Annotated in this window: 18 protein-coding genes and 1 tRNA gene; 8 read left to right on the top strand and 11 right to left on the bottom strand. The window is 29.9% G+C overall.

Going from position 1 to position 18,847, the window contains the following annotated elements:
* Positions 1-69: 69 nt before the first annotated feature.
* Both ybeY and HSX10_RS07735 read right to left on the bottom strand, forming a co-directional pair.
* Positions 70-483, bottom strand: coding sequence for an rRNA maturation RNase YbeY (gene ybeY, locus HSX10_RS07740; RefSeq protein ID WP_173587635.1), 414 nt, complete (start codon positions 481-483; stop codon positions 70-72).
* Positions 476-4,075, bottom strand: coding sequence for a DUF4175 family protein (locus tag HSX10_RS07735; RefSeq protein ID WP_173587634.1), 3,600 nt, complete (start codon positions 4,073-4,075; stop codon positions 476-478). The genes ybeY and HSX10_RS07735 overlap by 8 nt, the downstream gene beginning before the upstream one ends.
* A 277-nt stretch (positions 4,076-4,352) precedes the next feature.
* On the opposite strand from HSX10_RS07735, the gene gltX reads away from it, so the two are divergent.
* Positions 4,353-5,870, top strand: coding sequence for a glutamate--tRNA ligase (gltX, locus tag HSX10_RS07730; RefSeq protein WP_173587633.1), 1,518 nt, complete (start codon positions 4,353-4,355; stop codon positions 5,868-5,870).
* Between the two features lie 122 nt (positions 5,871-5,992).
* Complete coding sequence (locus HSX10_RS07725; RefSeq protein ID WP_173587632.1) at positions 5,993-6,925, top strand: SPFH domain-containing protein; 933 nt, start codon at positions 5,993-5,995, stop codon at positions 6,923-6,925.
* A gap of 98 nt (positions 6,926-7,023) precedes the next feature.
* Here HSX10_RS07725 and HSX10_RS07720 read toward each other — a convergent pair whose 3' ends face one another.
* Both HSX10_RS07720 and HSX10_RS07715 read right to left on the bottom strand, forming a co-directional pair.
* Entirely contained in the window at positions 7,024-7,230 is a 207-nt protein-coding gene (locus HSX10_RS07720) for a hypothetical protein (protein ID WP_173587631.1), read from the bottom strand.
* 60 nt (positions 7,231-7,290) lie between these two features.
* On the bottom strand, positions 7,291-9,300 hold the full coding sequence (locus tag HSX10_RS07715) for a glutamine--tRNA ligase/YqeY domain fusion protein (protein WP_173587630.1): 2,010 nt from the start codon (positions 9,298-9,300) through the stop codon (positions 7,291-7,293).
* A gap of 128 nt (positions 9,301-9,428) precedes the next feature.
* Here HSX10_RS07715 and HSX10_RS07710 point away from each other — a divergent pair, with 128 nt between their 5' ends.
* The 3 genes from HSX10_RS07710 (at position 9,429) to HSX10_RS07700 (ending at position 10,193) form a co-directional block, all read left to right on the top strand.
* Positions 9,429-9,629: a zinc ribbon domain-containing protein gene (locus tag HSX10_RS07710; RefSeq protein ID WP_173587629.1), complete on the top strand. Its 201-nt coding sequence runs from the start codon at positions 9,429-9,431 to the stop codon at positions 9,627-9,629.
* A 49-nt stretch (positions 9,630-9,678) separates the two neighbouring features.
* Positions 9,679-10,041, top strand: a complete 363-nt coding sequence (folB, locus tag HSX10_RS07705; RefSeq protein WP_173587628.1) for a dihydroneopterin aldolase — start codon at positions 9,679-9,681, stop codon at positions 10,039-10,041.
* Positions 10,042-10,122: 81 nt separating this feature from the next.
* Positions 10,123-10,193: transfer RNA gene (locus HSX10_RS07700), tRNA-Cys, on the top strand.
* 62 nt (positions 10,194-10,255) lie between these two features.
* Here the strand turns inward: HSX10_RS07700 and HSX10_RS07695 are convergent.
* Genes HSX10_RS07695 through rnr form a run of 6 tightly spaced genes read right to left on the bottom strand, consistent with a single transcriptional unit; the run spans position 10,256 to position 15,064 of the window.
* Complete coding sequence (locus HSX10_RS07695) at positions 10,256-10,792, bottom strand: GldL-related protein (RefSeq protein WP_173587627.1); 537 nt, start codon at positions 10,790-10,792, stop codon at positions 10,256-10,258.
* A 13-nt stretch (positions 10,793-10,805) separates the two neighbouring features.
* Positions 10,806-11,486 (bottom strand): LysE family translocator, encoded by a 681-nt coding sequence (locus HSX10_RS07690; RefSeq protein ID WP_173587626.1) that lies wholly within the window; start codon positions 11,484-11,486, stop codon positions 10,806-10,808.
* A 44-nt stretch (positions 11,487-11,530) separates the two neighbouring features.
* Positions 11,531-12,202, bottom strand: coding sequence for a head GIN domain-containing protein (locus tag HSX10_RS07685; protein WP_173587625.1), 672 nt, complete (start codon positions 12,200-12,202; stop codon positions 11,531-11,533).
* 9 nt (positions 12,203-12,211) lie between these two features.
* On the bottom strand, positions 12,212-12,448 hold the full coding sequence (locus HSX10_RS07680; RefSeq protein WP_173587624.1) for a hypothetical protein: 237 nt from the start codon (positions 12,446-12,448) through the stop codon (positions 12,212-12,214).
* Entirely contained in the window at positions 12,448-12,747 is a 300-nt protein-coding gene (locus tag HSX10_RS07675) for a YbjQ family protein (protein ID WP_173587623.1), read from the bottom strand. Before HSX10_RS07675 ends, HSX10_RS07680 begins: the two co-directional genes overlap by 1 nt.
* A gap of 55 nt (positions 12,748-12,802) precedes the next feature.
* Positions 12,803-15,064 carry a ribonuclease R gene (gene rnr / locus HSX10_RS07670; RefSeq protein WP_173587622.1) on the bottom strand — a complete coding sequence of 754 codons (2,262 nt, stop codon included), beginning with the start codon at positions 15,062-15,064 and terminating at the stop codon, positions 12,803-12,805.
* Between the two features lie 1,125 nt (positions 15,065-16,189).
* Here rnr and rpiB point away from each other — a divergent pair.
* Genes rpiB through HSX10_RS07655 form a run of 3 tightly spaced genes read left to right on the top strand, consistent with a single transcriptional unit; the run spans position 16,190 to position 18,003 of the window.
* Positions 16,190-16,624, top strand: a complete 435-nt coding sequence (gene rpiB / locus HSX10_RS07665; protein WP_173587621.1) for a ribose 5-phosphate isomerase B — start codon at positions 16,190-16,192, stop codon at positions 16,622-16,624.
* Positions 16,625-16,648: 24 nt separating this feature from the next.
* Positions 16,649-17,560 (top strand): cation diffusion facilitator family transporter, encoded by a 912-nt coding sequence (locus HSX10_RS07660; RefSeq protein WP_173587620.1) that lies wholly within the window; start codon positions 16,649-16,651, stop codon positions 17,558-17,560.
* Positions 17,560-18,003: a GNAT family N-acetyltransferase gene (locus HSX10_RS07655; RefSeq protein WP_173587619.1), complete on the top strand. Its 444-nt coding sequence runs from the start codon at positions 17,560-17,562 to the stop codon at positions 18,001-18,003. The genes HSX10_RS07660 and HSX10_RS07655 overlap by 1 nt, the downstream gene beginning before the upstream one ends.
* Here the strand turns inward: HSX10_RS07655 and HSX10_RS07650 are convergent, their stop codons facing one another.
* Entirely contained in the window at positions 18,004-18,843 is an 840-nt protein-coding gene (locus HSX10_RS07650) for an OmpA family protein (RefSeq protein ID WP_173587618.1), read from the bottom strand.
* Positions 18,844-18,847: the final 4 nt, after the last annotated feature.

Genomic DNA, 18,847 nt, shown 5'->3' with positions numbered 1-18,847 from the left:
TTTTACTAATAATTTTTAGCTTAATTATAACTTCAATAAAAATTGAAATAAAGCATAACTAAGCATTAATTAAAAATTGCGCTTAGCTAAATAATATTCTTCTTTAGAACGCATCATCTTTTCGTCTTCATCATTCTTATCTTTGTAACCACAATAATGTAAAACGCCATGAATAATGACTCTAGAAATTTCGTCTTTAAATAAGGTTTTAAAATCTACTGCGTTTTCTTTTACACGATCTACAGAAATATAAATATCACCATGTAATTCTTTACCCAAAGAATAATCGAAACTGATAACATCTGTTAACGTATCGTGGTCTAAAAAATCTACATTTAATTTATGTAAATAATCATCTGAACAAAAAATATAATTGATTTCTCCTTCCTTACAATTTTCTTCAGTAATAGCTTTTGAAATCCATTCTGAAATTTGGTCTGTGTGTTCTAAACTGAACTCGGTTTCGTAATTAAAACTAATCATCTGTGTCTTTAAAATACTCTTGAATTTTCTTTTTAAAATAATCTTGCAAAGGTAGTGCTTGACGATTTAAAATTTCGGTTGTATTGAAATATTGTTTTGCTGTTTCAATTTGATTTGAATTTGACTGATAAAACTCTTTAGTGTTTGTTTCAGATTTACGTTTGGTATCTTCACCTTGCATAAATGTAGCATTCTCCATTTTTAATAATTGATGCTGAACATCCATCATTTTTTGAAGTGTCTGATTTGTAAATCCTGTGTTTAATAAATCTAATTCAATCTCTTCCATTTGCTTTATTAATTGACCTGCAGATTGGATTGTTCCATCTTTAGAAATTCTATCTTCTAAAGCTTGTCTTAATTGTTGTTGTTGTTGGTAAATTTTAAACAGCTCTCCATTTTGTTCTTCACTACCGCCTTCTCCATAACCATTATTTTTTTCACCTTCTCCTTCTCCATTTTCGCCTTCACCTTTATTTTTTCCATTCTTTCCACCCTTGCCATTTTTACCTTCTTTTCCATTTTGGCTACCTTCACCTCCTTCACCGTTTTCTCCAGACTTTCCACCTTCACCACTTTTTCCTTCTTGGCCAGATTTACCATTTTCACCACTTTCTCCTTGCTCACCTTCTTTTCCAGATTTTCCTTTATCACCTGGTTTTTCACCTTCACCTTGTTCGCCTTCTTTACCTTCTTCTCCAGGTTTCTTTCCTTCACCTTCCTTACCCTCTTTACCTTCTTTACCTTCTTCTTTTTTTACGCCCTCTTCCATTTGTTTATTCAACTCTTCTTGACTCATAATAATATCTGGTAAAGATTCTCCATCACCTTTTCCTTGTCCTTTTGAAGGTTGCATGGACATTTCCATATTATCTAAAACTTCACTTAAAAAATTAGCCAATTCATTAGTTGCAGTAACAGCATATTGTTGCGCACTTACACCAGAGTAAATTCTATTCTCTGTAAATTCATTAAGAGCTTTATCTATATTGAAATAAACATTTGAAATTTCTGAATTAACCTTTTCAGATATTTTAGGTTGTCTTAATGATAACGCAAATAAACTATCATCAATATGTTCAAAATGTTCTCTAAGATTATTTTGTTCTATAATATACTTACCGTAATTGTTATTATTGACATCTAAACGATCAAAAGTATTCATAAGTTCCTCTTGATCAAATGAATAACTCAGTAAATTCTCTAATATTTGACGTAAAGTATCAATATCTTCAGATTGTTGATCACCGCCACCGCCTCCACCAGACATTGCTTGATCCATCATCTCTGCCATTTGCTTCATCTTCTTAGCAGCTTTCTTTTGCTGTTTTTTAGCCTTTTCCTGCTTTTCATTGGCTTCAATAGACTTTTCTTCACCGTGGTCCTTTTCTTTTTCTTCTAGGGCTTCTTTCGCTTCCTTTTGATCATGATTGATTTCATTCTCTAAAAATTCATCTCTAGGAATATCTACAGATTTTTGAAGTTGTCTATCTTCTCTTTTAAGTTCATCAAGATCTTTTTGAAGTTTCTCGAATTCTTGATTTAGTTTTTCTTGAGCTTCTTTTGTATTTTCATTCTTCTTATCAGAAAGTTCTTCTTGTTTCTCTGATAACGTTTTTAATTCTTTAGAAACTTTCTCTGCTTTTTTCATGACATAAAAACGTTTAGTCAATTCTAAAAGCTGTTGCATGCTTCGTTTCTTATTTTTGTTTTGCTTGGCTAATTCATCAAGTTTTTGCGTGAATTTTTCTTTGTTGATTTTATCGTTTAATTTTTCAAGTTCATCTAAAAGCTTTTCATCTTTTTTAAGTTGCGCTTCATTTTCTTTTAAACGTTCTTTTAAATCTTCTTTGAATTGATCGTCTTTCTTGTCGTCCTTTTGAAATTCTTCTAAATTATCTTGAAGCTTTTTGTTGAAATTTTTCATCAACTGTTCTTGATTTTTTTGACGTTTTAAGAAATCTTCAAATTTCTTTTTATCATTAAAATTAAGACTTTCTTTTTCTTTTTGAGTTTTAGATAATTCCTCAAGCTTCTTATCTTGCTCTTCAAGTTTATCAAAAGTTTTACTGATATCCTTTATCGTTTCACTTTGCTCATTTAATTGTTTCTGCTCTTCTTCGTCTTTTGTTAATTTACGATAACTAAACGTTGAACTTTTTGTGCGCTTATAATTATGAATTGCGTCATTATCGAAAACTTCAAAATAAAGTTGATAGCTCACTCCTTCTTCTAAATTTAATTGATTTGGAAAAGCACTTACAAATTCGCTAAAATTAGAATTAGAGATTGAAATTGGTGAAACCACTTTTTTTGATTCATCTTCTGTTGGATAATACACCAATTGTAATTTGGTTAAACCATAATCATCATTGGCTTGTCCGAAAAAATATAAACTTTGTTGATCTATAGAATCTTTTTGAACCTTAATATGTAACTCAGGATAAATATCCTTTACCACATTAATGTTATAAGCTAAATTCTCGTAATCTGTTAAATCTTCATTACTAGTAGTAATGCTATAATTATAATTTTTATAAAGTTGTTTAGAAGCTTCAAAATTATCGTCAGAATTTAATTTAAAACTCAAAGTGTCTTCTGCATAAATATGAACACTTGTAGTTGCTTTCGTTTTTGCTTTCCATGTTACTTTTGTTCCTTCTGGTATTACAGCAGAACCTGTACTTTTCAACACTTCATCTTGTTTTTTAGTATGTGAAGGGTAATCTAAAACCATATCAAAATTAACAAGGTTTGGTGTATTTACAACTGTAAGTTCATAAGGTATAGACGTTACATCATTAGCCGTTAGTGTAAATTCTACAGCATCTTTTGGTAAACTAAATGTATATTGAAAATTACCAGGACTTACTTGTTGCAGAAAATAAGACTGACCATTAAATTTTATTTGTGCATTCTCAGGTATAACGTTCCCTGCAGTAGATACTTGTAATTTAAAATCTTTATTTTCTACAGCTTGAAGCGATTCATTTAAAACAAAAAACTGAAAAGGTGCAGGTGGTTCATAAGCTGTTTTATAATTTACAACACGTTCATAACTATCACTAAACCAATTGATTTGACCGCTTACATAAGATAATAATAAAATAGCAACAGGTATAGCTGCATATTTTAGATATTTTGTATTCGATTTAAAATTTACAGCAGTTTTAAAAGGAATGGGCTGTAATTCTAAAGATTTCTGCTCTATACTCGCTAATAATAAATCTGAATGTTGAACGCTTTCATTAAGTTGAAGGACATTTAATAATTTGTCATTAACTTCAGGAAAATAATTTCCTATTAATTTAGAAGCCGTTTCAAAATTAATACCTTTTCTTAGTTTGAATAAATGAGATAACGGAATAGCGATAAACTTTACAAAGAGTCCTAATTCTACTAATATAAAGACCCAGAATAAAATAGTTCTGGCCGTAGGACTCAACCAAAAAACATATTCTACAAGCAAAGTAATTATTAAATACAACAAACCAATGGCGAAAAAAAGAATAGCACCTTTGAGTAATTCATTGGTATAATACCTTTTAATAAATTCTTCTAGTTTGTGTTTTATGGTTTCAAAATTGCTCATATATTATTCTAACTGACTAAACTACAATTTTATTTTTATTGCAATTACTGCAAAATTGGTAAGATTCTGTTAATAATAAGCCTTTTTGGTGTTAAATAGAGCTGAAATACAATCGTATTTAATTGAAACCATCAAATAATCGAATAATTAACGAGTCTAATTTTAATCACATCTAAAAAACTTAGTGCATCACACTTCCTACTTAACTGCTATAATTTTATCTTTGCACGATATTCTGAAATAAATTCAGATTCACAAACAATTACGATATTCTGTTATGTCTCAAAAAGTACGAGTGCGTTTTGCACCAAGTCCTACAGGACCTTTACATATTGGTGGTGTGAGAACCGCTTTATTCAACTATTTATTTGCCAAAAAACATGGTGGTGATTTTGTTCTTAGAATTGAAGATACCGATCAAAACCGTTTTGTTGAAGGCGCAGAAGAATACATTATAAAATCTTTAGATTGGTGTGGAATGCCTTTTGATGAAGGTCCAGGAAAGAATGAAAAATTTGGTCCTTACAGACAAAGTGAACGTAAGCATTTATATAGACAATATGCTGACGATTTAATAGCTAGCGGAAATGCTTATTACGCTTTTGATACTGCAGAACAATTAGATGCAGAAAGAAAAGCTAACGAAGCTGAAGGAAAAACATTTATCTACAACTGGCATAACCGTGAAAAAGGACACTTAATTAATTCTTTGGTATTAACACCTAAAGAAACACAAGCTAAGATTGAAGCTGGTGATGATTATGTAATTCGTTTTAAATCGCCACAAGACGAAAATTTAATTTTAAAAGATATTATTAGAGGAACAATTAAAATTTATACTAATATTTTAGATGATAAAGTGTTGTTTAAAAGTGACGGGATGCCAACCTATCACCTAGCGAATATTGTGGATGACCATTTAATGGAAATTACACATGTTATTCGTGGTGAAGAATGGTTACCATCTTTAGCCTTACACAAATTATTATATGATGCTTTTGGTTGGGATGCACCAGAATTTGCACATTTACCATTAATTTTAAAACCAACAGGAAAAGGAAAATTAAGCAAGCGTGATGGTGATAAATTAGGTTTCCCTGTATTTCCATTAGAATATACTGCACCAGACGGAACGGTTTCTAGAGGTTATAAAGAAGATGGTTATTTCTCTGAAGCTGTCGTTAATTTCTTAGCTTTCTTAGGATGGAATCCAGGTACAGAACAAGAAATTTTTAACTTAGAACAATTAGTTTCTGATTTTGAATTAGAAAAAGTACATAAAGCAGGTGCACGTTTTGATCCGGATAAAACCAAATGGTTTAATCACCATTACATGCAACAACAATTAGATTTACATTTAGCTGAACAGTTTAAAACCATGCAACCAGAATTGGCTGAAATGGATGTGAATTTCATCGCTTTAGCAGTAGGTTTAATTAAAGAACGTGCCACTTTTGTAAGTGATTTTTGGAACTTGAGTCATTTTTTCTTTATAACACCAACTTCTTTTGATGAAAAAGCTTCTAAAAAAGCCTTAAAAGAAGGAACTGAAGACGTATTAAATAAAGTTATTGAACTTGTTAATAACACAGAAGATTTTACAGTCGAAAACCTACAAACTAACATTAAAGGTTGGATTACAGATAACGAAATAGGATTTGGAAAAGTAATGATGCCTTTAAGATTAGCACTTGTTGGCGCTTTACAAGGTCCTGATGTTTTTGATATTATGTATATGATTGGGAAAGCTGAAACGGTAAAACGCATTGAAAATTTAATAAAAAGTATCTCATAGAACGGTTTTAATAAGATGTAATCCTTATTGATTTACAGATTGATAAGGATTACTAAAAAACCAAGTTAAACCAACTTAACATTTCGTATCTTGTAGTACTAACTTTTAAATAAAATCATGTTATGGGTAACTTTTTTGGATTTTTTATAATATTTATTGCTCTTGTCGCTTTAGGCTTGTCCTTTTTTGTAGTGAAACAACAAACTGCAGCGATTATAGAACGCTTTGGTAAATTTAACAGTATTAGACATTCTGGATTACAGCTTAAAATTCCATTTGTAGATAAAATTGCAGGAAAATTAAGTTTAAAGATTCAACAATTAGATGTTATTATTGAGACTAAAACTTTAGATGATGTTTTTGTAAAACTAAAAGTTTCTGTACAATACAAAGTAGTAACAGAAAGTGTTTATGATGCGTTTTATAAGTTAGATTATCCGCATGATCAAATTACATCTTATGTATTTGATGTGGTGCGTGCTGAAGTACCAAAAATGAAATTAGATGATGTTTTTGTAAAGAAAGATGATATTGCATTAGCTGTAAAAGCAGAATTAAATGATGCTATGATGGATTATGGTTTTGATATTATTAGAACTTTAGTGACTGATATTGATCCAGATCCACAGGTAAAAATAGCAATGAACCGTATTAATGCGGCAGATAGAGAAAAAACAGCAGCGCAATATGAAGGAGATGCACAACGTATCTTAATTGTAGAAAAAGCCAAAGCAGAAGCAGAAAGCAAACGTTTACAAGGACAAGGTATTGCAGACCAACGTCGCGAAATTGCACGTGGTTTAGAAGAGTCTGTAGATGTTTTAAATCGTGTTGGTATCAATTCTCAAGAAGCATCTGCTTTAATCGTTGTAACGCAACATTATGATACTTTACAAGCTATAGGGCAAGAAACCAATAGTAATTTAATTCTTTTACCAAATTCACCACAAGCAGGAAGCCAAATGTTAAATGATATGGTGGCGAGTTTTACAGCAAGTAACCAAATTGGTGAAGCCATGAAAAACAAAAAAAAGCTAGATGAAGCAAATGATTAATTGCTAAATATGTATAGCAACAATTGTTAATTTGTATTTATAAAAAAACCTCATAACTAATAATTATGAGGTTTTTTTATGAATTGAAAAGAACGGATTTAATGTTCCTTTTTATATTTCTCAATCATCTCTTTTAATTCATTTAGATAATTTTCTAAATCTTCTTTATTTAAACTTCCATCAGAATTATCACCTTTTGGTAATGTACTTCTAGTTTCACCTAAATATTTTTGAAGCTCAGGATAATTTTCTTCAATGTCTCTTGTAACCGTTGAGATTTCTGTAAGTATAGCTGTATGTTTCATAATTTTAAAGTGTTAACTTTAACTTAAGAAATTATACAACCAATCTCTCTCAATAAAATGTTAAATCTCTGAAGCCTCAGCTACTAACAATTCATTTTTATCTTCTTTAGCTTTCTCTATAAACTCATTAATAGTTTCATTTCTTTCTAAGCCATTTTTAAGCAATACTTTTAACGCAATTAAAGTTGCGATACGAGTACCTGCTTTTTTTACAGCAGTACCAAATAAAGGCTCTAAATCATCGTAAGCAACATCATTGGCTAACGTTTGTATCTCTGCTTTAGACTTTGCTTGTTTTTCTTCAGGTAAATTGGTGTATTTTTTACCCAATTGCTGAATAACACTTAAAGCAGGACGTTTTTGTTGTTGCTGTTGCGGCTTATTTTGAGTTTGATTATTTTGAGGTTTTGGTTTTATTTTTTCCCAACTATCTCTTAAGCCTACCGTTTTATTAAAAACTAATTTTTCGGCTTTAGAATCATTATCTACGTTGAAATATCCTAGACGTTGAAATTGAAACTGCTCTCCTACTTTAACATCTGCTAAACTTGGTTCTAAATAAGCCGTTTTTACAGTTAAAGATTTCGGATTTAAAAGTTCCATAAAATCTTTGTCTTTATCACTATCTGGTGACTCGTGCATAAACAAACGATCGTATTCTCTAATTTCAGCTTCAATAGCATGTTTTATAGAAACCCAATGTAAGGTTCCTTTTACTTTTTTAGAGGTATCCTCGTCGTATGTACAATGAATTTCGGTAATCTCACCATTTTCATCTTTAACTACGCTATTCGCTTTAATGATGTAAGCATTTTTTAGTCTTACTTCACCACCAAGTTTTAATCTAAAATATTTACTTCCAGCTTCTTCTTTAAAATCATCTTTTTCAATATAAATTTCTCTTGAAAAAGGTACTTTTCTAAATCCGGAAGTAGCATCTTCCTGATTATTTTCAGCGTCTAACCATTCCTCTTTATCTTCAGGATAATTAGTAATTACAACTTTTATAGGATCTAAAACAGCCATCACACGATTGGCAGATTTGTTTAAATCTTCACGAATACAGAATTCTAATAAAGAAACATCTATTACATTTTCGCGCTTAGCAACACCTACTTTTTTTATAAACTGACGGATAGAATTTGGTGTGTAACCACGACGACGTAAACCAGAAATCGTTGGCATACGCGGATCATCCCAACCCGAAACAAATTTATCTTCAACTAAACGCAATAATTTACGTTTACTCATTATGGTATAACTCAAGTTTAAACGTGCAAATTCTCGCTGTTTTGGCATCATAGGAAATTCATCTTTTGCATAAACATGAACATTTTCCTTAAACCAATCATAAAGATCTCTGTGTGGTTTAAATTCTAAAGAACATAATGAATGTGAAATTTGTTCTATATAATCACTTTCACCATGCGTCCAATCGTACATTGGATAAATACACCAATCATCACCTGTTCTATGATGATGCTCAAACATAATACGATACATCATAGGATCTCGCATTAACATATTTGGACTTTCCATGTCAATTTTAGCACGAAGAATATGTGTACCAGCAGGAAATTCGCCAGCTTTCATACGAGTAAATAAATCTAGATTTTCTTCAATACTACGATCTCTATACGGACTATTTTTACCCACTTGCGTAGGTGTTCCTTTTTGTTCGGCTATTTCTTCAGAAGTTTGGCTGTCTACATAAGCCTTACCATCTTTTATCATTTGAATAGCCCAATCGTATAACTTCTGAAAATAATCTGAAGAATACAGTTCATTTTCCCATTGATAACCTAACCAAGCAATGTCTTTTTTAATAGCATCTACGTACTCTTGTTCTTCTTTTGAAGGGTTAGTATCGTCGAATCTTAAATTTACAGGTGCATTATACGTTTCCCCTAATCCAAAACTAATACCAATGGCTTTAGTATGACCAATGTGTAAATAACCATTAGGTTCTGGTGGAAAACGGAATCGAAGTTTATCTTTTGCTAAACCATTAGCTAAATCTTCTTCTATAATATGCTCAATAAAATTGAGCGCTTTTGTTTCTTCTGACATGTCTTGGGTATTAGGAAATACAGATTATATAATATCCTAGTTCTATAAATCGATTGTAAAATTAAACAAAATGTAACATTTATGCACTTTTTTATACTCATAGTATGAAACAATAATTTAAATATATTATGAATTACAAATGTGTAAAATGCGATAATACTACTTATGAAACAGGTGAAATGAGAGCTACTGGTGGTACTTTTTCTAAAATATTTGATGTACAGAATAAAAAATTCACCTCAGTTACTTGTAAAAAATGTAGTTATACAGAGTTTTACAAAACAAAAACTAGTGGATTAAGTAATATATTTGATTTCTTGACGAATTAAAATACACTAAGAAATTCCTTATAATTCAACTTAATATTACTTTTGCAGCATGGGAATGATAAAAGTAGAAAATATAAGAGTCTTCGCTAACCATGGTTGCTTAAAAGAAGAAACCGCAATTGGAAGTGATTATAAAGTAGATATTGAAGTTAAAGCTAATTTGCAAAAATCAGCGGTATCTGATGAATTAAGCGATACTGTAGATTATGTTTTACTAAATAAAATTGTGAGGGAAGAAATGGCTATTCCTTCTAAGCTTTTAGAAACGGTTGCTAAACGTATTTTGAACCGTGTTTTTGTTGAAGAATCATTAATTACTAAGGCTACAGTTACAGTGAGTAAAATAAATCCTCCGATAGGTGGTGATGTTGAGATGGTTAGTATAAAAATAAGTCAGAAAAGAAAAAAGTAAAGCTATTTAGGCAATACCATATATAATTTTTATATTTGCGCTCTCAATAAATAATTGAGAATCCTATTTACAAAAATATAGGGTGTCGTGGCCGAGCGGCTAGGCAGTGGTCTGCAACACCATCTACAGCGGTTCGAATCCGCTCGACACCTCAAAAAGCCTCTAAGTTTTCTTAGAGGCTTTTTTATGTTTAAATTATAATTTTTTTGAGAAATTATGCTTTTTCTAACTGGCTTCTATCTATTAAAAAATAATCTAAAAATAGTAAGATATTAAGACTCAGAATTCCTAAAACAAACAGTAAAGATCCATAAGGCCAATGTTGAATTTTAAATAGCAGACCGAAAAAGACCATAAAAGCAGTTAATGCTATTAAAATTTTATAAAATACTTTTAGAAATCTATTCTTCGTAAATTTTCTATTTTTAATATAAACTGGTCCTTCAACAATAAACCAATAAATAAAAAGAATTAATAAGAGTGTTTGAAAAAGATAAGGCACATAAAAAATATGAAAAGCACCAACCAAATAGTTAAAAACCCAAACTAAGACTAAAGCTAATTTTACATAGTCTAATAAAAATTTAATCGGTTTACTAATAAAACGAATAGTGTATAATATAGCTAATGAAATAGCAGCTATTAACATTAAGTTATTAGCAAAAGGCCAATGCATAATTTTAAATAATGCTCCGAAAATTAAAACGATAACTGAAAGACGTAATGGGAAAGTTAATATTTTAGTTTTCATACAAGTAGAATAACTATATAGAATTCACAGATTCAATCTGCTCTATTCCTTTTTCATAAAGATCAGGAAATAAACCTTGACTTAGTAATATAATACCAAAGACTAGAATAACTAAGGCTACTATTTTCTTCGTCTTAAAAATACGACGTGGAGTTAATTTACTTTTTAGTCTTTTTGCAGCTGCTATTTTAACAAGATCTGTTAGAAAATAAGATACAATCATTGTGGTTATAAAGACTGTTACACCGTTCTCTGAAGTTGTAATAGACGTCCCAATAACAATGAAACCTAACCAACCTAATAGCACACCTATATTTATAAAATTGAGTAAGAATCCTTTTATAAAAAGCATTCCATATTTCTTTTTAGGTAACTCTATTCTATGGTGTTCTCTAACAATATTTCTAAAAGATTTAGATGTTTTAATAAAACTAATAAGCCCATAAATGAGCAATAAAGCACCTCCAAAAACTAAGAGTTTTGGATCGTCTTTTATTTTATCTAACAGAGAATCAGTACTTAAGAATATAACAAAAATAAAAACGATATCTGCTAAAATAACGCCTATATCAAAAATAATAGCGCTAGTAAAGCCCTTAGTTGCACTCGTTTCTAATAAAACAAAAAAAACGGGTCCAATTGTAAAGGCTAAAATTATTCCGAAGGGAATTGCTGCTAAGATATCGTCTAACATGTAAAAACTTACGGTTTTCACAAAGGTAAGAAACTCAAAGGAAACTACATGCGTTTAATTTTTCCGCCTAACATTGTACTTTCGTTAATCTCTTTAGGTTTCCCATAAATATATACACTTCCACCTGCTTTAACTTTTGCATCAACAAATTCAGTAGCATGTATAAAAGCCTCACCTCCAGCGTTAATACTCACTTCAGATTTTTCTGTAATAAATTCCTTAGCATTAAATTCTCCACCAGTAGAAATTGAGATAATTTGATTTTTAGAACTACCAGATACATTAATAATTCCGCCTGTTACAGCTTTAAAATTAGCATACGTCGTTTCTACAACTGCAGTAATCTCTGCACCTTCTTGAGTTCTTAAATCAATTTCGTATTGTTTAAGAGGTTCTTTTACAGTAACTAAAGCACCTTCATTAGCATCTATTGCATCTACAGAAACAAAATAAAGAAGCACAACAGTATCGTTACCATCGTAGCTTTCTTTAATATTCATCCTAATTTTTAGCTTTCCGTTGTTATTAACAATTTCAACATTTTTTTTATTATCTCCTGAAATGACTACTCTATTTTCGTTAGAAGCTATCATTTTAAGATTAATTAAATCGAATACCTTAACGGTAGAAAATTCACCTAATTCTTTTTCAATAGTTTCTTGAGCGTTAGTAAATAAAGTGCTTATTAAGAATATTGCTACTATTATATTTTTCATATTATTGACTTATTTTAAGGTAAATACCTTTTTACTAAAGTACCATTTTAACTGTATTTCTTCTCCAAATTGTTTTTTAACTATTCGTCTTTGAGGTGTTAAAATGATCGTTATTATAGCAGAACAAACTGCTAAAACCAATTGATTAATATCTTCAAAAATGGATTGAAGACTAAATCTCACAATGATATATACAACGGTAAAAATTAAAAAAACGTATAAACCTGCTTTATTACTTGTACTCATTAAATGGTGATTTTTACTGCCGTTCCTGTTACAGAAACCATGGCATAATTACTTCCTGTTAATTCAATTTCAACTTTTATACCAACAACAGCATCTGCATTTAATTTTGCAGCATTATTTTGTAAAACTTGAAAAGCTTCTTCTTTTACAACCTCAATACTGGTTTGTATTTTCGCATAATATTTAGACATACTAAAGCCCATAGCTATAGTTTCTTTATTAATTACAACTCCAGTTACAATACCTAAATACTTGGTAATTTTATGGCCTTCAATAGAATTTGTTGTGGTAAGAATCATGTTTAAATATTTATTTATAAGATCTTAATTTTATTGAAATGTTACAATGAAAATTTTAAACTTCTGTTTCTGTTTCTGCTTCTGGTTTTCCAACCATATAGAAATCTAAATGCTTTTTAACTAAATCTGCATTCTTCACTTTTACAATAACTTCATCACCTAACTGATACATGGTGTCGGTTTTACTACCAACCATAGCATATTGATCTTGATCAAATTGGTAATGGTCATCTTTCATATCTCTAACACTCACCATACCTTCACATTTATTCGAAATGATTTCGATATAAATTCCCCAATCGGTAACTCCAGAAATAACACCCAAAAATTCTTCGTTTTCATGATCTTGCATAAAACGAATTTGCATGTATTTAATAGAATCGCGTTCTGCTTTTGTTGCTAAATATTCCATGTTACTAGAATGTTTACAACGTTCTTCGTAAATCTCTTGATTTGCAGATTTTTCACCATCTAAATATTGTTGTAATAAACGGTGTGCCATAACGTCTGGGTAACGACGAATTGGTGATGTAAAGTGACTGTAATAATCGAAAGCTAAACCGTAATGACCAATATTATGCGTTGTATACTCTGCTTTAGACATCGTTCTAATCGTTAACGTATCTACTAAATTCTGTTCTTTTTTACCAACAACATCCTTTAATAAATTATTTAAAGAAGAAGAAATACTCCCTTTATCTTTAAAGTTTAATTTATGACCAAAACGACCAACAACGGTTTGTAATTGTGCCAATTTAGATTCATCTGGCTCATCATGAACACGATAAACAAATGTCTTTTCTGGTTTTTGTTTTCCAACAAATTCTGAAACTTTTCTGTTAGCTAATAACATGAATTCTTCAATCATTTTATTAGCATCCTGGCTTGTTTTAAAGAAAACACCAACCGGATTTGCTTCTTCGTCTAACTGAAATTTCACTTCTACTTTATCAAAAGAAATAGCACCATCTCGCATACGAGCATTTCGCATTTTACGTGCTAATTGATTCATTTTAATTGTAGCCTGAGCAACATCAACTGAAGTTTGATATTCTTTTCCTGTTAAAGAAACTTCTGCAGGAATCGTTGTATCAATTTTATCTTTGTTCTTTAAAACTTCAACTTCATTAATATCAGCATTATTTTCAATAATAGCCTGTGCTTCTTCATATGCAAAACGCGCATCAGAATAGGTTACAGTTCTACCAAACCATTCGTTTTTAATTTCACATTTATTATTCATCTGAAACACTGCAGAAAATGTATATTTTTCTTCGTGTGGACGTAATGAACAAGCTCCGTTAGATAAAATTTCTGGTAACATTGGCACTACGCGATCAACTAAGTAAATAGAAGTTGCACGCTCGTAAGCTTCATCATCTAAAACGGTTCCTGGCTGTAAATAGTGAGAAACATCTGCAATATGGATTCCGATCTCGTATAAGCCATTATCTAGAACTTTAAAGGATAGTGCATCATCAAAATCTTTTGCATCCTTAGGATCTATGGTAAAGGTTAAATCTTTACGCATATCTCTACGCTTTGCAATTTCTTCTTGTTTAATTTCTAAATCAATAGTATTTGCATAGTCTTCAACTTCTTTAGGAAACTCTAATGGTAACCCATATTCTGCTAAAATGGAATGAATTTCTGTACTATGTTCTCCTGGTTTCCCTAAAACTTCTATAACTTTTCCGTTAGGTGAATCGGCTTTATCTGGCCATTCTTCTAAAGTTACCAATACTTTATCACCGTCTTCTGCTTTATTTATTTTGTTAATAGGTACAAAAATATCAGTATACATTTTGTTACTATCAACTACAACAAAGGCAAAATTCTTTTTATCATGAATTTGAATGGTACCAACATATTCCGTTTTTGCACGTTTTATAATGTTAGTAATTTCACCTTCTTGTTTACCTCTATGTTTTCTTTTATAGGCGTAAAATTCTACTTCATCGCCGTGTAAAGCTTTATTTATATTATTTGAAGCTATAAATGTATCGTCTTCAAAATCATCTGAAATAATATAACCGTTTCCTTTAGAGGCTACGTCTAAAATTCCCGTATGATATTCGTTATCAACAGTGGCTTTAAATTTACCACGATCTACTTCTTCAATCTCTTGTTTAGCTTTAAGTTGTTGCAATTTTTTTATTATCTGATTGCGACTACTAGCGTCATTAACACCTAATTTAGATGCAATTTGTTTGTAGTTGAAAGTTGAATTTCTATCTTTTTTTAAAATACTAAGAATTGTATTTGTAAGGTTGGAAATCTTATTATTTGAAGGTTTCCTTGATCTCTTTTTTGTCATTTAATTTGTAATCTTATTCGTTTCCTAAAAAGTGTTAGGAATTCTAAATTTTAACCCAATATAAGTAGAAGAGAAGATACTGAGTTTATTACAAAGTTAAGATATTATAATTAAATAGTGTTTAGTTAAGGTTAAATAAATGAAAAAGTGCTTTAAACAGTATTTAAAATACCTGAATATTAAAGATTAAACAAAAACAATTCTTCAATTTTAAACTTATAAAAAATAGAATAAAAGTATTCTGTTAATTTAAAAAATAGTAAATAAAGTATACTAGATACCTAAGGTTAATAAAACGTTACCAGAGGAAGTAGAAATATAACGTTAACACATTACTATAGGTTTCTATTTAGTTATTCTGTTACGTTTTTCTTGTATAAAATTTCATAGAATAAAGTCAATTAATTGATTTACAAAGCATTAAAAAATACTTTAATAAAAAATAGATTATAGAAGTTTGTATAGCTTTCTGTAAGGCTTGAGTGCTACGCTATACCTACTATAACCGATATAACACAAAACTATATTTAAAGCTTCTCTAAAGTTTAATTTCTAAAAAAACGATGTTATGAACATATATATACATATCATCTTTTTTTCTTTTAAAATTTAAAAATTAAATAGTGGTTATTATAGTCTGTTAATATGTACCATAACTTTTTGAAGTTTTATTTTGATAACTCGTAGTTTACATTTTACAACATTTTAGTTAACATTAAATTTAGATCTAAAACGTTCATTTTTAAGTAAAACTAAAAAGCTATTAACAACTGTTAATAACTAATGTTAATAGAATTAGGTGATATGTATTTTGTAAAATACTGTTCACTTCCTCTTTTTTTAGTCTGATAACTTATTTTAAAAAAAGTGCTAACTAATTAGGTTTTTAACTTCTGATTTTGGTTTGGAAAAATAACTGAATAATCCTAATTTTTGTTTTCAATAGTTGTAAACAGATATTAACAATTACTGATCATTTTATTTAGAGTTATGAACATTGTTGATGACTCCTTTTAGAAAACCTTTTTACAAACTTAAAACTTATGTATAAGTAAGCCCTTATAAGTTATGCATACTTGTAAGCAATTATTAACTTTGAGGTCTAATAACAAAACACAACGTAACATGACAATATCAATAGGAAACGATCACGCAGGTCCAGATTATAAATTTGCAATCGTAAAACATTTAGAAGCAAAAGGACATACTATTACTAATTATGGAACAGATACATTAGATAGTGTAGATTATCCTGATTTTGTACATCCTGTTGCAAAAGATGTTGAAGCTAAAAAAGTAGATTTTGGTATCCTTATATGTGGTAGTGCAAATGGTGTAGCAATGACGGCTAATAAATACCAACATGTTAGAGCTGGTGTTTGTTGGACTAACGAAATTACTGAGTTAACACGTTTACATAATAATGCTAATATTATTTGTGTACCAGCCCGTTTTACTTCAATACCTCAAGCCATAAAAATGGTAGATACTTTTTTAGAAACTAAATTTGAAGGCGGTCGTCATCAAAATAGAGTAGATAAAATTCCATTGTCATGTTAAAAAGTAGTAAAAATTGATATTAAAATGAGCCATTCGCATCAGCATTCTCATAGTCCAAAAGATTTAAGAGGGCAAAAGCTCTTATTATCAATACTCCTTAATGTAATTATTACCGTAGCTCAGGTCATTGGTGGTTTAGTTTCAGGAAGTTTATCCTTATTAAGTGATGCATTACATAATTTTAGTGATGTATTATCTTTAATAGTAAGTTATGTTGCTTCTAAATTAACCAAGAGAAAGGCATCAATTAATAGAACTTTTGGTTATAAGCGTGCCGAAATTTTAGCAGCTTTTATTAATGCTTGTACGTTAATAATTGTAGCTATTTTATTAATTATAGAAGCCGTAAAACGTTTTCAAGATCCGCATGAAGTGGAATCTGGTTTAGTTATTTGGCTTTCAATTGTTGCCATAATAGGAAATGGTTTAAGTGTTTTAATCTTAAAAAAAGATTCTAAGAATAACATAAATATGCGTTCTGCTTATTTGCATTTATTTACAGATATGTTAGCAAGTGTAGCGGTATTAGTTGGTGGATTATTAATGAAGTATTACCAAATATTTTGGGTAGATAGTTTATTAACGTTATTAATTGCATTGTATTTAATTTGGGTAGGTTACGATTTATTAAAAGTATCTACTAAAATGTTGATGTTATTTACACCAGATACTATTAATATAAAAGACGTAGTAAGAGCTGTAAATAAGCTACCAAAAGTAAGTAAGCTGCACCACGTACATATTTGGAATTTAAGTGATGACGAATTGCATTTAGAAGCACATTTAGATCTTAAACAAGATATTTCTACCACAGAGTTTAATAGTCTCCTTTCTAAGATTGAAAACTTACTTCATGAAAAATTTGATATCAATCACGTTACCATACAACCAGAGTTTAATAAAATAGATCCTAAAGAAGTAATTGTACAAGACTGATGCTGAATATTGAAATAAAAACGTTTAACGAATTATCTACACAAGAACTTTATGCAATTCTTCAATTAAGAAGTGAGGTTTTTGTTGTTGAGCAAGATTGTGTATACCAAGATATCGATGGAAAGGACCAAAAAGCGCTTCATATTTTAGGCTATAAAGACGAAAAATTAGTCGCTTATACACGTATTTTTAAAGCAGGATATTATTTTGAAGAAACCAGTATAGGAAGAGTTTTAGTACGTTTTAACGAACGAAAATTCAAATATGGCTATACAATTATGGAAGCATCTATTGCTGCTATAAAAACACACTATAATGAAACTCTGATTAGAATTTCGGCACAATCTTACCTAAGAAAATTTTATAATAATTTAGGCTTTAAAGAAGTTGGAGAGGAATATTTAGAAGATGGTATTCCTCATATAAATATGATTAAATCTTAATTATTTTTCTTCGTAAATACGAGTTACCAAAATTTCTACACGTCTGTCTAGTTCTGGTTCACCTCCAAGTGGAAATTTTCTACGCATACCAGCAAATTTCATTCGGTAGTGTTTTACACCTTTTTCTTCTAAATAGTCATAAATATATTTAGCTCTAGCTAGAGAGAGGTTACGTTTTTTTGTTTTACGATCAATAGCATCTCTTTGCCCTTGTGTACAGCATACATGTCCTTCAATAGTGAAGTAAATATTGGTACGTTCTACTAAAATTTCAGAAATTCTATCGAGTACAGCCAAAGATTCTTTAGTTAAATAACTATAACCTGTTCTAAATAATAAGTTATCTAATAGAATTTTATCACCTTCTTTTAAATCGCCTTTTAATAAGTCTTCCGCATTAACTTTAGAAGGTTCTTCTACAACTTCTTTTTTAGCTGGAAAAACAGGAGTAACAATGATTTCAACTTTTCGGTTTAGACCTCTAATTTTATTAAGATCATCTTCTTTAATAATATTGACTAAAATTTTACCTTTTCCATCAACATTAGTCATTTTAGACTCATCAAATTCATTATTAGAAAAGACTTCTTTTATGGCATCTGCCCTATTTTGCGATAAAACTAAGTTGTAATTATCACTACCTCTATCATCAGTAAAGCCATAAATAGTAACTTTAGCTATATCTACATCTTCAATTTTTGATAAAAAAAGGAGTAATCTACTGTGTTCTGTTTCTGGAATAACGTGTTGATCAGTTTCGAAATAAACTTCGTGTTTTAATTCTTTTTGAGCAAAAGAAAACTGAAAACACAGGCATAAAAATAGTATTAGGGGTTTCATTGAT

It is taken from the genome of Winogradskyella undariae, assembly GCF_013285155.1.
GTDB classification, from domain to species: Bacteria; Bacteroidota; Bacteroidia; order Flavobacteriales; family Flavobacteriaceae; genus Winogradskyella; species Winogradskyella undariae.
Note: the sequence above shows the minus strand (reverse complement) of the source record. Positions and strands in the feature narration are given on the sequence as shown.